Below are 16199 nucleotides of genomic sequence, written 5' to 3'. Positions count from 1 at the left end.
TAAAAAAGAGATCTGAAAATGGTCTCTTTTTTATTTCAGGCTTTATCTTTGGAAAAATTATTTTAAATATATAAATGAACACTGCCTCACATCATATCGGCTGGAAAACTGCAGTAGCTATCGTCGTTTCAAATATGATTGGAACCGGGATATTTACTACACTCGGGTTTCAGTTGACAGATATTACCAATACCTACAGCATTTTACTGCTTTGGGTCATTGGCGGGATTCTGGCTTTATCAGGTGCGTTTTGTTATGCCGAACTGGGCTCTCACTTTAAAGGAAACGGTGGCGATTTTATCTATTTAAAAGAAACCTATCATCCTCTGTTGGGCTATCTGGTAAGCTGGATTTCTTTAATCATAGGATTTTCCTCACCGGTGGCCTTGGCAGCCCTGGCCATGTCAAAATACCTTTCTGCGTTTGATTTTACTTTTGGAAACGGTTTTGCAATAGCAGCCATCTTTTTAGTGGCTCTGTCCTTATCATTTAGTTTAAAAGCTTCAGGAAGGTTTCATAATTTTTTTACATTGATAAAAATTGCCTTTATCATTATCCTGATCATTGTGGGAGTGGTACTGTCGGAACCTGAGGCAGGCAACAGCCTTAGCTTCACCGGTAGCTGGAAAGATGAAGTTATGCTTCCCGCATTTGCAACATCTTTGGTCTTTGTAACCTATTCTTACACCGGCTGGAATTCTGCATCCTATATCGCGGGAGAGATTAAAGACGTACAGATAAATCTTCCCAAAGCACTGATTGCAGGAACTTTATTTGTTACGGTTTCCTATATTCTGGTCAATTTTATTATGCTGAAGCATGCTCCCGTAGATCAGCTTGCAGGAAAAGAAGATGTAATGGGAGAAGCAGCCAATAATATGCTCGGACATACCTTCGGGAAAATCGTAAATGTTTTTATAGCATTACAGTTGATAGCCACTATCAGCGGGTATTTATGGGTAGGCTCAAGGCTTACACAGGCTTTTGCTAAGGAAACCCGTTTCTGGAAATCATTGTCAGTCAATAACGAAAAAGGAATTCCTGTACGGGCTATTTTTGCCCATGCAGTGATTGCGACACTGATTATTCTGACAGGAAGTTTTAAGGAGATCTTTGTGTACACAGCGTTTATTCTTCAGCTATTTGCAAGCCTGTCTGTTTCTACGGTTTTCTTTCTTAAAAAAGACCAGAGGAAAATTTTTAAGTCTGATTTATTCTATATTTTCCCGACGGTTTTCCTGCTATTCAGTATTTATATATTGTATTTTACTTTTATTCATAATCCTAAAGAAAGTCTCATAGGATTGGGAATTGTAGCTTTAGGGATTGTTTTATATTTATCAGACCAAAGACTTTCTAAATCAGAAAACTAAAGGAGTTTTAAATTGAATTAATAATTCATATCTTTGCAGCCACAAAATTTCTACAATGTCTAAGTCATTAATTCCAAAATTAGAAGCTATAAAACAAAGATATAATGAGGTGGCAGACCTTATTATACAGCCTGATGTAATTTCAGACCAAAAAAAATATTCTTCTTTAAACAAAGAATATAGTGATTTGGGGAAAATTGTTAGAGTTTACGACCAGTACAAAGGCGCTTTAGATACGATCGAAGAATCTGATGAGATCATTGCTGATGGTTCAGACAGAGACCTGGTAGATTTAGCGAAAATGGAGAAAATGGAAGCTCAGGAAAAGATTCCCGGGTTAGAAGAAGAGCTGAAAGTATTGCTGATCCCGAAAGATCCTGCAGATGATAAAAACATCATCGTAGAATTACGTGCCGGAACTGGTGGAGATGAAGCTGCTATTTTCGTAGAAGATATATACAGGATGTACACTATGTACTTCAAAACAAAAGGCTGGAGACATGAAGTAACCGATTCTAATGAAGCCGCGAAAGGGTACAAAGAACTGATCATGAAGGTAGAAGGAGAAGGTGTTTACGGGATTATGAAATTCGAATCGGGAGTTCACCGTGTACAGCGTGTTCCTGAAACCGAATCTCAGGGAAGAGTACATACCTCTGCCATTACCATTGCGGTGTTACCCGAAGCAGAAGAAGTGGATGTGGAAATCAATCCTGCGGATATAGAAATGCAGACCTCACGTTCAGGAGGTGCAGGAGGGCAGAACGTTAACAAAGTTGAAACGAAAGTTCAGTTAACGCACAAGCCTTCAGGATTAGTGGTGGTTTGCCAACAGGCCCGTTCTCAGCTGGCTAACCGTGAACTGGCGATGGAAATGCTTCGTGCTAAATTGTACGATATCAAATTACAGGAAGTCCAGGGTGATATTGCAGCACAGAGAAAAACAATGGTTTCTACGGGAGACCGTTCTGCAAAGATCAAAACGTACAACTATCCTCAGGGAAGGGTTACAGATCACAGAATCAATAAATCGATGTATAACCTTGATGCTTATATGAACGGAGATATCTCTGAAATGATCGATGCAGTAATTATGGCAGAAAATGCAGAAAAAATGAAAGGTGAAGAAGAAAACTTTTAAAAAAGTTTATCATATGCCGGCTCTTGATGTCTTCAAGGGCCTTTTTTTTGGCCCAATTTTTTAAACACTATAAAAAAACTGTTAGTTATGAAGAAAAGCTATGCTATTTTATTTTTAATACTATTGTTAGGATTTCAAAAGATCTCTGCCCAGAATAACAATTTAAAGCCGCAGGAAGTCTTCAATCTGTATTTTAATGCTCTCGTAAAATATGATGATCAGGCTTTGACCAGTCTTAATGGCTATTTAGAACCCTTTTTAGGAAAAGATAATGTCTATCAGATCAGCGCCAGAGATTCCTATTCCAAAGAAGTAGACAACCTTACACAGAATTTCCTTTCCGGATTTTCTGAAGAAACAGCGAATCAATCTAAAGCAGAATCCCAAATATTTTTTAATGTAATGTTGGATAATTTTAAAAATGCAAATTATGTAGTGAAAAATATCGAATCATTACCCCACGAAACCGATCAGAATCAAGTGGTTTCCGGTGTCAACTTTGAAGTGACTTTTAAAGTTCCGGCAAAAATTTCCGACCCGGAATTTAAAGATGAAAAGAAAGTAACTGGAGAAGAACTTAAAAATTACCTGAATATTGTAACAAATGAAGTGAAAAAAGCAGATAAAATCATTTCCGTTACCCAGAGATTTAAACTGTATCAGATAAAGAAAAATGAAAATACCTATTATTGGAATGGCGGTGCGGAAGAATTGGCTGGAAAGCTATATGAATTCTATTTTAAAAAATTTAACCCTAAGAATAAGTAATTTTACTTTTTTAAATAAATTTCGGAGCCGCTGACAGCCAGTGGCTTTTTTTATTTCATATACTTTGCGTATTTTTGAGAAAATCGTTCGGTATGAATCTTAAACCTATCTTGTTAACAGCTGGAGTTTTGTTTTCAGCGTCTTTTTATTCCCAAAAAATGAATTATCCTAAAGCTTTAAAAGGAAAACAGACAGATACCTATTTCGGAACTGCAGTGGCAGATCCTTTCAGAGACCTGGAAAACGACTCTGAACCCACTAAAAAATGGGTGGATGAAGAAGTCGCTTTCAGCCAGAATTATCTTTCAAAAATTCCCTTCAGGGAAAGTATTAAAAATCAACTTCGGGATATCTGGAATTATGAAAAGATCTCAGCTCCATTTAAAGAAGGTGAATACACCTATTACTATAAAAATGACGGCTTACAGGCACAATCTGTTTTGTACAGAACGAACAATAAAACAAAGGCTACAGAAGTATTTTTAGATCCGAATAAATTTTCAGACAAAGGAACCACCTCACTTTCTCAGCTATCATTCAATAAAAAAGGGAATTTAGCTGCTTATTCTATTTCCGAAGGCGGAAGTGACTGGAATAAGATCATTATTCTTGATGCCGTTACCAAAAAACAGATCGACGAAACGCTGGTCGATGTAAAATTCAGTGGAATTTCATGGCAGGGAGATCAGGGGTTCTATTATTCCAGCTATGACAAGCCAAAAGAAGGAACTGTACTTTCCGGAATGACCGATAAACATAAAGTATACTTCCATAAGCTTGGAACAAAACAATCAGAAGACAAGCTGATCTTCGGAGGAGATAAAATACAGCGCAGATACATAGGAGCAGATGTTTCTGAAGACGAGAGATACCTTATCATTTCAGCTGCTGATGCAACCAATGGGAACGAACTGTACATAAAAGACCTGAAAAACGGGGGCGATTTTGTGCAGATTGTAAAAGGATTTGATATCAACGCAAGTATTGTGGATACGGAAGGAGATGATCTTTTTATCTTTACCGATAAAAGTGCTCCGAATATGCGTTTAGTGAAGACAAGCATCAAAAATCCTTCTCCGGATGGTTGGAAAGATGTAATTCCTGAAACCGAAAACGTACTGGGAATTTCTACAGGTGGCGGTTATTTCTTTGCAACCTATATGATCGATGCTATTGATCAGGTAAAGCAGTATGATAAAAAAGGAAAGCTGATCAGAGAGATTGCATTACCGGGAAAAGGAAATATTTCCGGTTTCGGTGGAAAAGAAACTGAAAAAGAGCTGTATTTCTCATTTACCAATTATATTACTCCCGGAACAACATATAAATTTAATGCAGACACCGGAAAATCAGAGGTATATCAAAAGCCGAAAGTGAATTTTAATTCTGAAGATTACATTTCCGAACAGGTTTTCTATACCTCAAAGGACGGAACAAAAATTCCGATGATGATTAATTATAAAAAAGGAACCAAACTTGACGGGAAAAACCCTACCATCCTGTATTCTTACGGAGGTTTCAATATAAGCTTACAGCCTGCATTCTCAGTAGTGAATGCAGTATGGATGGAAAACGGGGGGATTTATGCTGTTCCGAATATCCGCGGCGGCGGTGAATATGGTAAAAAATGGCATGATGCAGGAACCAAAATGCAGAAAAAAAATGTTTTTGAAGATTTCATTGCAGCCGGAGAATACTTACAGGCTAAAGGCTATACCTCAAAAGAATATATGGCTCTTTCCGGAAGATCAAATGGCGGATTGTTGGTAGGCGCTACCATGACAATGCGTCCTGATTTGGCGAAAGTGGCATTCCCCGGAGTTGGTGTATTAGATATGTTGAGATACAACAAATTTACAGCAGGTGCAGGATGGTCATACGATTACGGAACAGCAGAAGATAACAAAGAAATGTTTGAATACCTTAAATCTTATTCACCCGTGCATAATGTGAAAGCAGGAACATGCTATCCGTCAACGATGATTATTACAAGTGATCATGATGACAGAGTAGTTCCGGCCCACTCATTCAAATTCGGGGCTGAACTGCAGGAAAAGCAGGCTTGTAAAAATCCAGTCCTTTTAAGAATCGAAAAAAATGCAGGGCATGGGGCAGGAAGATCCACAGAGCAGGTGATTGGTGAAAATGCAGACTTACTTTCTTTTGCATTGTATGAAATGGGAATTAAAAAATAAATAGCATACATGATATAACGAGAAATCCGGGCAATTGCCCGGATTTCTCGTTAGGTTAATTCACATATTCCAAAGAGATTAAATGAGGTTTCATGTTTCATTCAAAAAAATTAACTTTACGGGATAAAATCATTGGAATGCGAAAGACAATTTCTGTAAAAAAACTGGAAGTAAATATATCACCCAAAAACGGTGAAATTTATAGTTTTGAAAAGGATGGATTAGAACTGAAATCATCTTATACCAATCAGGATATTAAAGATGAATCCTTAACCCAGACTTCTCCGGGAATTGCACCTTACTTAAGAGGTCCTTATTCCACAATGTATGTTCAGAAACCATGGACGATCCGACAGTATGCAGGATTTTCCACAGCAGAAGAATCTAATGCATTCTACAGACGAAACCTCGCAGCAGGTCAGAAAGGACTTTCCGTAGCTTTTGATCTGGCGACGCACAGAGGGTATGATTCAGATCACGCCAGAGTAGTAGGGGATGTAGGAAAAGCAGGAGTAGCAATCGATTCTGTTGAAGATATGAAGATCCTCTTTAATGAAATTCCGTTAGATCAGATCTCCGTTTCCATGACAATGAATGGTGCGGTGCTTCCGGTTTTATCATTCTATATCGTTGCTGCCGAAGAGCAGGGCGTAAAGCAGGAATTGCTTTCAGGAACGATACAGAATGATATTTTAAAGGAATTCATGGTGAGAAATACATACATCTATCCACCTGCTCCTTCCATGAAAATCATTGCCGATATCTTTGAATATACTTCCCTGAACATTCCTAAATTTAATTCGATTTCCATCTCAGGATATCATATGCAGGAAGCAGGGGCAACTCCTGTTTTAGAGATGGCCTATACGTTAGCAGATGGCCTGGAATATGTGAGAACAGGGATTAAAGCAGGAATGAATGTGGATGATTTCGCACCGCGGCTGTCATTTTTCTGGGCAATAGGAATGAATCACTTTATGGAAATTGCTAAAATGCGTGCTGCAAGATATATCTGGGCAAACCTTTTAAAGCAGTTCAATCCCCAGAATCAGAAATCTTTAGCATTAAGAACTCATTCCCAGACTTCAGGCTGGTCTTTGACAGAGCAGGAACCTTTTAATAATATTACAAGAACGGCAATTGAAGCTCTGTCTTCAGCATTGGGCGGAACGCAGTCTTTACATACCAATGCATTGGATGAAGCGATTGCCCTTCCAACAGATTATTCAGCGAAAATAGCAAGAAATACACAGATTATTTTGCAGCAGGAAAGCGGAATCTGCGATGTAGTGGATCCGATGGGGGGAAGTCATCTGGTTGAAAGCCTCACCCAGCAGATGATTGAAGAAGCAATGCGATACATCGATGAGGTAGAAAAGGAGGGAGGAATGACAAAAGCCATCGAAGCCGGAATTCCGAAAATGAGAATTGAAGAAGCAGCTGCCAAAAAACAGGCAAAAATTGATAGCAGCGAAGAATTTATTATCGGGGTAAATTCGTTTAAATCTTCATTAAAGCAGGAGGAAATAGAAATCCTTGACATCGATAATACTGAAGTTCGCAGAAAGCAGATTGAAAGGCTGGATATGATAAAAGCAAACAGAAATACTGAAGCTGTTGAGCAGATTCTGAACGAAATCAGAGAATCTGCAAAAACAGGAAAAGGAAATCTGTTGGCATTATGTATTGAAGCTGCAAGAAGAAGAGTAACTTTAGGCGAAATGAGTGATGCTATGGAAGAAAGCTTCGGCAGATATAAAGCAAATATTAAAACAATTTCTGGAGTATACGCGATGAATGCCGGTAAAAATGAATATTTTGAAAAAGCCCTTCAACTGACTCAAAAGTTTGAAGAAGAAGAAGGACGCCGCCCAAGATTAATGGTTGCTAAAATGGGACAGGATGGCCACGACAGAGGTGCAAAAGTAGTGGCCACAGCGTTTGCAGATATGGGATTTGACGTAGACGTTGCCCCGTTATTCCAGACTCCGGAAGAAGTGGCTAAACAGGCTGTCGAAAATGATATTCATATTTTGGGGGTATCATCATTGGCTGCCGGACATAAAACTTTAGTCCCGCAGGTTGTTGAAGAATTGAAAAAGCTCGGAGCAGATGATATTACAATCGTCGTTGGTGGAGTTATTCCGCAACAGGATTATGAATTTCTGTATGCGAACGGAGCTGATTTTATTTTCGGCCCGGGAACCAATCTTCCAAAGTGTGCTGTGGATATTTTAGAGAATTTTTTAGAAGAATAAAAATATATAGACGACATATAGGTAAATAAATATGCCGATTTGATAGATAATCCTGTATTTGTTTTTATTACGAAAATTTGAACGTTTATAGAAAAATAAAAAGACCAATTCAATAGCAGAATTGGTCTTTTTATTTTTATGATTGATTAAAATTATAGGATTAATAAATAGGTTTATAATCTGAGAAACTTCAATGCAGGTATAATACCGGCTGAGGCATCACTATGATCTCCATCAGCTTCGAAAATTGTAGAGATTTGATTGTTCTCTAGAAAACTTTTTTCGTCAAGTTCTATTCTTCCTATTGCTTCATCCTTTCCGGATAATGAATATACAGTGTTGGATAGCATTGGATTTCCTGCTAAGAGGGTTATGTAATTTTTGTTATGATTAAGCTGTAACTTTGAAACGACATTGAAATAGGGTATTTGATCGGAAGGAACATTGGTGGTTACAACTGTTATTCCGTTAGTAAATGAAACATCAATGTTATTGGGATAGTTATCTATAAATGCTTGAACGGGTTTTAATCTTGTTCCGGTAATCACATAACCATTGGGGCTTATTTTACCGGAGGACATATAGTTTTGAACAATAAGGCTACCATTTGAGTGACCAAATAAATAAACGACCTTGTTATTTGATTTTAACCAGGTTATTACTTTTTCTACAATCCCAATAGTCTGAATATTCACTTCTTGGGCGTTGGCATTTGTAAATGATGTACCACTCCCAAAAACCGTAGGATTGATGTTATGAGCCTGTCGCATACCTACGACTGTGTGATTAGGAAGCCCGTCAGAGTTAATAGCCCCTTTAATTTGTCCTAAATCTTCACCTAAAGTATGTGTAGGCCCACCTTCAATAATAACAACAATTGTATCTTTAATGGCAGAAAGAGTTACATCATTCTTATTTTCATCATAAATAAGCTTTTGTGGTTCTTCAGGCATATTCATTTTAATATAAGGAACTTGCTTTATTATTAACGGATAACCTCCCTGCGGATTATTCTGAATTATAGGTGATTCAAGGCTTGTTTCAATGTAATCATCATCTTTGCTACAAGATGTTAAAAAAATGATACAGGAAAATGCTACGAATAATAGATGTTTAAATAAGCTCTGTGTTAATTTTTTTTTCATTTCATATTTTAAAGGAACAAAGCTATAGAATATATTTTTTTATAAAAAGTATGTTTTTGTGTATGAAATAATTAAAAGCAAGCAAAATGAAGAATAAAGAAATATAAAATTTAAAAAGAAAAAAGCTATAAAATAGAATATAAGAATTATTAATGTTGTTAATAGGTTAATCTTAGGAGAAAACAATAACAAAAAAATGAATGTTATGTAATTTGGGAAATATGATTGACTTTGGTGAGTAGGATTTTAATAAATTATTTTATATTTGCACCAGAAAATAAAGTTTAACCATTTAAAAACAACGAAGCAATGTTCAGATTTGATCAAAATTCTCCAATCGGTTTGCCACTTACAGTGGTGAGGCTTCGTGGTTTGGTACATTCTTAGAATAACAGTACAATGAAATATCAAAACCCGGAGTCGTAGAGATTTCGGGTTTTTTATTGCGCAATATTTTAAACTTCAGTTTCCCCGGAATCTTTTTTTAATATCATTTTGAATGAAGGTAGTGAAATGAAGAATCTCTGTCCTATGAGTTTTTCAATTTCATGATCATTCAATAAAAAATAAACTAAATTTTTAGTTGAAATAAAATCGATGTGCCTTTTGGAAGTATAAAATCTAACTTCTCACATCTAATTTTTAAATTATAAAACAATGGGAAATTTAAAACTTAAAGGAAAAGATATATTAAAATTAGGTTATCCGAATAATCAAAGTGTAAATATTGCTTTGGAAGTGATGAAAAGAAATTTTGCAACTAAAAATATTCATTATGTGAAATCTCTTTTAAAAGAAATTATGCTCAATCCGGAAAATTTTGAAAAAGATTTAACCTTCGGACAAATTGCAGAAGCATTGCTTTCATCTAAGAAAACAGAAAAAAGAATGCTGAATACACAGCGTGCCTCTTTTCAGATTTTCGGAAACAACATTTCAGAGGAAACAATGAACCAGTTGTACACGGCTTTAAAGTTACCCGTATCGGTACAGGGAGCCCTAATGCCCGATGCACACAGCGGTTACGGCCTTCCCATCGGTGGAGTTCTCGCTGTAGAAAACGCAGTGATTCCTTATGGAGTCGGAATGGATATAGGCTGCAGAATGAGCCTCAGTATTCTGGATACACCTGTTTCATATCTTGACGGTGCTAAAGATAAATATGAAAAAGTACTGGCTGAACATACCAAATTCGGGATGTATGAAACACATAAATCTCATGTAGATCATGAAATTTTTGACAGAGATACATTTGATATGATCCCGGTTTTGAGAAGATTAAAAGGAAAAGCAATCAGGCAGATGGGGTCTTCGGGTGGAGGAAATCACTTTGTGGAATTCGGTGAGGTTGAAATCACAAAAGCAGACGAACAAATAGGGCTTCCAAAAGGGAAATACCTGGGAATTCTTTCGCACAGCGGATCCCGCGGACTGGGTGCCGAAATCGCTCAGTATTATTCAAGAGTTGCGATGGATCAGTGTCCACTTCCAAAAGAAGCACAGAACTTTGCCTGGCTGGATCTGAATACCCATCTCGGTCTGGAATACTGGACGGCAATGAATCTTGCCGGAGATTATGCATCAGCCTGCCACGACGATATTCACAGAAGATTGGTGAAAGCAGTTGGAGGAAGGGTAAAAGCAAGGATCGAAAACCATCACAATTTCGCATGGAAAGAGATTCATAACGGAAAAGAAGTGATTGTTCACAGAAAGGGAGCTACGCCTGCCAATAAAAATGAATTGGGAATGATTCCCGGATCAATGACTGCGAAAGGTTTTATTGTTCGCGGGAAAGGAAATCCGGATTCTTTGAACTCAGCCTCACATGGAGCAGGAAGAGCTTATTCCAGAGGAGAGTGCCGGAGCCTTTTCACTCAGAATGACATCAAAAAAGAATTGAAGCTCAAGAATGTCACTTTGATGGGTGGAAATGCAGAAGAAGCTCCAATGGCTTATAAAGACATCAATGAGGTGATGAATGCACAAAGTGAATTGGTAGATATCCTTGGAACCTTTCAGCCGAGAATTGTGAGGATGGATAAATAACAGAATTGATAGCCTGGAGGTATCAGTTGAGAATAACCTTATAGGTTTCCAAAACCTATAAGGTTTAATATTTAAGGTTTAAAATTAGAAAAATGGGAGCTCCTCATAACATAAAAAGATACGGAGAAGTCTGGCCGGAATTCAGAATTCAGCACGGACTCAAAATTTTAGAGAAATTAAAAAATAAAATCATACTATCAGGGGGATGGGCGTGGCATTTTATGTCTGAAAAAGGGCATACAGAATATAAACATGCCCACGACCACAAGGATATTGATGTTTTTGTAAAAAAAGAAAATGTGGCTGAGGTAGTGATAATTCTTCAGCAGGAAGGGTTTCAGAAAGTATGGACCCGGTACGATCATCTGCCGAGCGAAGAAAATTTTCGCAGATATGAAAAAACGGTTGAGTTGGAAAACGGAAAGTCTCACAGAATAACCATCGATTTCTTTGAAAGAAACGATCTGGAAACCATTGAAACCAATGGGTTTACTGTGGTGAAACCAGATCTTCTACTTTCATTTTACAGAAACATTCATTCCAGTGATAAATGTTGGGCGGTAATGGCTGCAAAACATCTATTGGAAAAAGGAATTGATCCCGTCGGTCATCCCCTGTTAAGTGAAATGCCAAAATAAAATGGACAAAATAATACAGATTACCTCAGGAAGAGGGCCTTTGGAATGTCAATGGGTAGTAGCCAGAGTTCTGAAGGTCTTTCTTGAGGAAATAAAGACGGAAAATATAGACTACGAAATTATTCACAGGGAAAATGGAGATGAGAATCTGACATTGAAATCCGTAACCCTGCTTTTAAAAGGAAAAGATATCTCAGTATTTTTAAGCAATTGGCTGGGAAGTATTTGCTGGACAGGTAAAAGTACATTCAGGAAACTGCATAAAAGGAGCAATTGGTTCATCGGTATTTTTGAACTCGAAGGTTTGGAAAAAACAGGATTCAATGAAAAAGATATTCAGTTTCAGACAATGAGAAGCCAGGGAAATGGCGGGCAAAATGTGAATAAAGTAAACACTGCCGTTCGTGCCACTCATGTACCTACGGGCCAAAGTGTTTTCGTGCAGAATTCCAGATCACAGTTGGAGAATAAAAAGCTGTCCGTTATAAGATTAAAAGAAAAAGTAATGGAGATGCAGATCCGGCAATTGGAAAAAAGAATGCAGGAAACCTGGAACAACCATCTGCAGGTGGAGAGAGGAAGCCCGGTACGTACATTTTCCGGAACGGATTTTAAGAAAAATTACCAGGAGAAATCTTTCAAAAAGCAAAGAAATCTGCTGAAAAATGAATTAAAAAACTACAAAAATGACCTTAACTAAAAACAAATATTACTTTGAAGCTTTGGATAACTATCCTTATAGTCTTCCGGATTGTCTGGAAGCATTGAATTATGCGCTCTCCTACGATCCTGAAGATGCAGATAGTTTATGTTTAATGGGAAGAATCTACAGTGAAGCATTGATTGATTATGAAAAAGCAAAGCTTTATTTTGAAGAAGCCATGCAAAATGACATTACCAATCTCAATACCCCTAAATACTATATTAAGTGCCTTCTGGACAATGAAGATTTGGATGAAGCTGAAAAACTGATAGAATATGCATTAAAGATCAAAGGAATTGATAAGTGCAGGATATTAATCCTGAAATCTCATTGGTTTGAAATTAACAAGGAATACAAAAAAGCTTTAGATCCGTTAAAAGAAGCTGTCGAATTTGCTTATGATCAGTCTATGCTTGATTTTTTGAAAAATAAAGAGAAATTTATTAAAGCAAAAATGCCCCAAAAACCAAAGAAAAAACAAATTAAAAAGAAGAAGGAGACAAAATAAGTCTCCTTTTTTGTAGTTTTAATAAATGGAATTGAATTATGAAATTAAAGTTCTTCAGTTAAAAGAAACGTTCTCAATTGCTTACGGGAATTATGATAAAAGAGAAGCATTGCTTATAGAGCTATCTCATCAAAATCATAAAGGCTATGGAGAATGTGTTGCAATCGACTATTATCAGATTAATCTTCAGGATTTTATTTTAAAAATAAAAGAAATTCAGTCAAAAATTGAAGCCCAGAATATGATTCACCCAAAAGATTTTTTTAAATTTTTACAGGGTTTGAATTTACATGCTTTCTTACAGTCTGCTTTAGACTGTGCCTATTGGGACCTGTTCGGAAAGCTTGAAAACAAAAGCTTCACTGATATCAATGCTCTGCCTTCTGAAAATTTAGCAGATAGCTCAATCACAATATCTGCCGGAACTTTTGAGAATCAGGTCAGGAAAATTGAACAAAGCAGCTGGAATAAATTCAAAATAAAATGTAAAGGTTTAGATAAAATTTATGTTGAAAAACTTTTACAGCTAAACAGGAATATTGCTTTAGATTCCAATGCAAGCTTTACTGCTGAAGATTGTCTCTGGATTCAGGAAACCCCTGAAATTAAGGGGTTTTCTTATTTAGAACAGCCAAGACCAATCAACCAGTACCAGATTTTAAACAAAAACGGATCTGCCAACTGGATGGCGGATGAAGATTGTCAGAACATTGATTCCCTGGAAAAATTAGTTCCTTATTACAAGAGCATCAATATAAAGCTGATGAAATGTGGAGGTTTAACGCCTGCTCTGGAAATGATAGGAAAAGCGAGAGCATTAAATTATAAAATTATGATCGGTTGCATGACGGAATCTACAGTCGGAATTTCAGCTGCATGTACTTTAACCGGGCTTGTTGACTTTGTAGATCTAGACGGAGCAAATCTTATTTCTAATGATTATGCAACTGGCAGCTTTGTAGAAAACGGAAAAATAATCTTATCCGGAAAACCGGGACTCGGATTAGAGCTAAAAAAATAAGCTTTCCATGGAAAGCTTATTTTTTATTTACAGAAATCAGATAGTCATAAACCATTTGATGTTGGTCGTCACTCAATTTAGCTTTTGGAGCCATCCTGCTTAAGGTTTTTATCCATCCCTGGTCATCATGTTTTGCAGGATCCGGTAATTTATGACACCTGTTACACGAATTTTCGAAAACAGTTTTTCCTTGAGCAAGTTGTTCAGATGAGGTGTATTTAGGGCCTGTGACAGCCACACTTTTAGGTCCGCATGAAACCATAAAAGCCGAACCTAAGATCATACTTAAAACTAACTTTTTCATAATAATATTTTTTTGTGAATGATGATATTATTTTTTCACAGAAACAATATAATCGTAAACCCACTGATGCTGCTCATCGGTTAATTTAGCTTTCGGAGCCATCGCATTCATGATTCCTACCCATTGTACAGAGCTATGTTTTGTAGGATCTGGCAGTTTATGACACCTTCCACATGAGTTTTCAAAAATGGTTTTTCCTTGGGCAATCTGCTCAGCAGTAGATGTTGCGGGTCCTGTAGGTGTTGTGGCTGTAGAAACTTTTGGAGTACAAGAAGCTAACAAGACAGCTGTAAATGACGCTACAGCGATTATTTTTTTCATATTTTTCTTACTTTTTCTGAATAATAACAAATGTAGGGAATTCCCTCTGTGATCGATAAAACAGCCTGTAGTTTTAATTTAGAAGAAATAAAAATTGAAATAGTAAATGGTGAATTGTGAATCTTGCTTCACAAGTGAATTTTTAAAATTGACAGCGTAGCAGACCATTCACAATTCACTTTTAATTATTAATTTTGAATCAATGAAATTTTCTACAGAAGATTTAATAGAAGGAATACGGTCAGGCAACAAGCGCCTGATTGCAAAAGCCATTACTTTGGTTGAGAGTAAAAAAGCCGAACACAGGCAGCAGGCCGAAGAATTGCTGAAAGAAATTATGCCTTTTACCGGAAAATCAATACGGGTAGGAGTTACCGGAGTGCCAGGTGCAGGAAAGTCTACTTTTATAGAGAATTTCGGAAGACTGGCTATTGCAAATGGAAAAAAAGTGGCTGTTTTAGCGATAGACCCGAGCTCTGCAATCAATAAAGGAAGTATTCTGGGAGACAAAACCAGGATGGAAGAATTGGCCAGAGAAGAAAATGCTTTCATACGGCCTTCTCCGAGTTCCGGCTTTTTGGGTGGAGTTGCCAATACTACTTTTGAAACCATGATGATCTGTGAAGCGGCAGGTTACGATTATATCCTTATAGAAACCGTAGGAGTGGGGCAGTCTGAGGTTCTGGTCGCAGATATTACCGATATATTCCTGTTCCTGAAGATTATTGGCGGCGGCGATGAGCTTCAGGGCATCAAAAGAGGAATTATGGAAATGGTGGATATTATTTTCATCAATAAAGTTGAAGAAAGCAATCTTCAGAAAGCAAAAACGACAAAGCTTGAGCTTAAAAGGGCCCTTGATTTTATTCCGGCTAAAGAAAAAGGCTGGAAAGTGCCGGTTTTATTGGGATCTGCTCTTTATAATGAAGGCCTGAGTGATGTTTACAGTACCATCGATGAATTTATCAGTCTGAAAAAAAAGACGGGAAGTTTTGAAGGCGTAAGAGTTCAGCAGGCTGAAAAACGGTTTGAATATTGGGTTCAGGAATATATTTTGTCTATGATGAAGAAAAATAATTCGGTAGAAGAAGCTTATATTCAGCATAAAAAAAATGCTTCGGCAATGGTTTTCAATCCAAGCACCGAAGCAAAATTATTTGTTGAAAAATTTCTTTCTAAAGGTCCGGACTAAGGCTTTTCCGTATTTTCATTCTGGGATACATATCCGTCGTAGGAAATGGGCTGTCTGTCATTGCTTCTGATGGAGGTGAATGCCCTTCCGTTTTTATAAACTTCTATAATGATATCTGAAACATTGCTTACGTCATTAGGCCTAATCTTTACAATCCAGGTTCCTTTTTTATTTTGAGACTGATCTACTGCAAAATCTTTTGAAGTAAAGCGGTAGCTGTTTTTATCGGTATTTCCGAGACTAGGATTAAACAACCGTCCGAAATAAGGAAGTACAACTTCTAATTGATTATTTCTCAATTCTACCGTATAATTACCGTCAAGCTGTAATATTCTCGTCGCCGTAGAATTAGGCATTGAATTCATAATGTTGATGACATCATAATTGGTCGGGTTTGCCCTTTCTGCATGAAAAGTAAATTCTTTGGAATTGACAAGTGCATCAACTGTTTTAGAATCTAATTTAGTTTGAGAAGAGCAACTTTGAAAGAATAATAAAAATCCTGAGATCAATATTAATGAAATATACTTTTTCATAACAGTAATAATTAGTAAATTTAAATAGCAAAATGTATGCAAATATA

15 protein-coding genes are annotated in these 16199 nt (G+C 36.9%); 11 read left to right on the top strand and 4 right to left on the bottom strand.

Annotation, left to right across the window (positions count from 1 at the left end; genetic code table 11):
- The first annotated feature begins 74 nt into the window (after positions 1-74).
- The 5 genes from PMI13_RS06935 (at position 75) to scpA (ending at position 7735) form a co-directional block, all read left to right on the top strand.
- Positions 75-1373, top strand: coding sequence for an APC family permease (locus PMI13_RS06935; RefSeq protein ID WP_007842117.1), 1299 nt, complete (start codon positions 75-77; stop codon positions 1371-1373).
- 55 nt (positions 1374-1428) lie between these two features.
- Entirely contained in the window at positions 1429-2514 is a 1086-nt protein-coding gene (prfA, locus tag PMI13_RS06930; RefSeq protein ID WP_007842116.1) for a peptide chain release factor 1, read from the top strand.
- An 87-nt stretch (positions 2515-2601) separates the two neighbouring features.
- On the top strand, positions 2602-3282 hold the full coding sequence (locus PMI13_RS06925) for a hypothetical protein (RefSeq protein ID WP_007842115.1): 681 nt from the start codon (positions 2602-2604) through the stop codon (positions 3280-3282).
- A gap of 158 nt (positions 3283-3440) precedes the next feature.
- Positions 3441-5477, top strand: coding sequence for a prolyl oligopeptidase family serine peptidase (locus PMI13_RS06920; protein ID WP_238536287.1), 2037 nt, complete (start codon positions 3441-3443; stop codon positions 5475-5477).
- A 137-nt stretch (positions 5478-5614) separates the two neighbouring features.
- Positions 5615-7735, top strand: a complete 2121-nt coding sequence (gene scpA, locus PMI13_RS06915) for a methylmalonyl-CoA mutase (protein ID WP_034669986.1) — start codon at positions 5615-5617, stop codon at positions 7733-7735.
- Between the two features lie 173 nt (positions 7736-7908).
- Here scpA and PMI13_RS06910 read toward each other — a convergent pair whose 3' ends face one another.
- On the bottom strand, positions 7909-8880 hold the full coding sequence (locus tag PMI13_RS06910) for an alpha/beta fold hydrolase (protein ID WP_007842109.1): 972 nt from the start codon (positions 8878-8880) through the stop codon (positions 7909-7911).
- A gap of 657 nt (positions 8881-9537) precedes the next feature.
- On the opposite strand from PMI13_RS06910, the gene PMI13_RS06905 reads away from it, so the two are divergent.
- The 5 genes from PMI13_RS06905 (at position 9538) to PMI13_RS06885 (ending at position 13799) form a co-directional block, all read left to right on the top strand.
- Complete coding sequence (locus PMI13_RS06905; protein ID WP_007842107.1) at positions 9538-10929, top strand: RtcB family protein; 1392 nt, start codon at positions 9538-9540, stop codon at positions 10927-10929.
- 92 nt (positions 10930-11021) lie between these two features.
- On the top strand, positions 11022-11567 hold the full coding sequence (locus PMI13_RS06900) for a nucleotidyltransferase family protein (protein WP_007842105.1): 546 nt from the start codon (positions 11022-11024) through the stop codon (positions 11565-11567).
- Between the two features lies 1 nt (position 11568).
- Positions 11569-12267, top strand: coding sequence for a peptide chain release factor H (gene prfH / locus PMI13_RS06895; protein ID WP_007842103.1), 699 nt, complete (start codon positions 11569-11571; stop codon positions 12265-12267).
- Entirely contained in the window at positions 12254-12778 is a 525-nt protein-coding gene (locus PMI13_RS06890; RefSeq protein ID WP_007842102.1) for a tetratricopeptide repeat protein, read from the top strand. Before prfH ends, PMI13_RS06890 begins: the two co-directional genes overlap by 14 nt.
- Positions 12779-12803: 25 nt before the next feature.
- Complete coding sequence (locus tag PMI13_RS06885) at positions 12804-13799, top strand: enolase C-terminal domain-like protein (protein WP_007842093.1); 996 nt, start codon at positions 12804-12806, stop codon at positions 13797-13799.
- Positions 13800-13815: 16 nt separating this feature from the next.
- Here PMI13_RS06885 and PMI13_RS06880 read toward each other — a convergent pair whose 3' ends face one another.
- On the bottom strand, positions 13816-14103 hold the full coding sequence (locus PMI13_RS06880; protein ID WP_007842091.1) for a hypothetical protein: 288 nt from the start codon (positions 14101-14103) through the stop codon (positions 13816-13818).
- A 27-nt stretch (positions 14104-14130) separates the two neighbouring features.
- Entirely contained in the window at positions 14131-14424 is a 294-nt protein-coding gene (locus PMI13_RS06875) for a c-type cytochrome (RefSeq protein WP_007842088.1), read from the bottom strand.
- Positions 14425-14626: 202 nt separating this feature from the next.
- Here PMI13_RS06875 and meaB point away from each other — a divergent pair, with 202 nt between their 5' ends.
- Entirely contained in the window at positions 14627-15616 is a 990-nt protein-coding gene (meaB, locus tag PMI13_RS06870) for a methylmalonyl Co-A mutase-associated GTPase MeaB (protein WP_007842086.1), read from the top strand.
- On the opposite strand, the gene PMI13_RS06865 is transcribed toward meaB, so the two are convergent.
- A complete protein-coding gene (locus tag PMI13_RS06865) occupies positions 15613-16152 on the bottom strand; it encodes a DUF4251 domain-containing protein (RefSeq protein ID WP_007842084.1) in 540 nt (179 codons plus the stop codon). The genes meaB and PMI13_RS06865 overlap by 4 nt on opposite strands.
- Between the last annotated feature and the right edge of the window lie 47 nt (positions 16153-16199).

The organism is Chryseobacterium populi (genome assembly GCF_000282115.1).
Taxonomy (GTDB): Bacteria; Bacteroidota; Bacteroidia; order Flavobacteriales; family Weeksellaceae; genus Chryseobacterium; species Chryseobacterium populi.
Note: the sequence above shows the minus strand (reverse complement) of the source record. Positions and strands in the feature narration are given on the sequence as shown.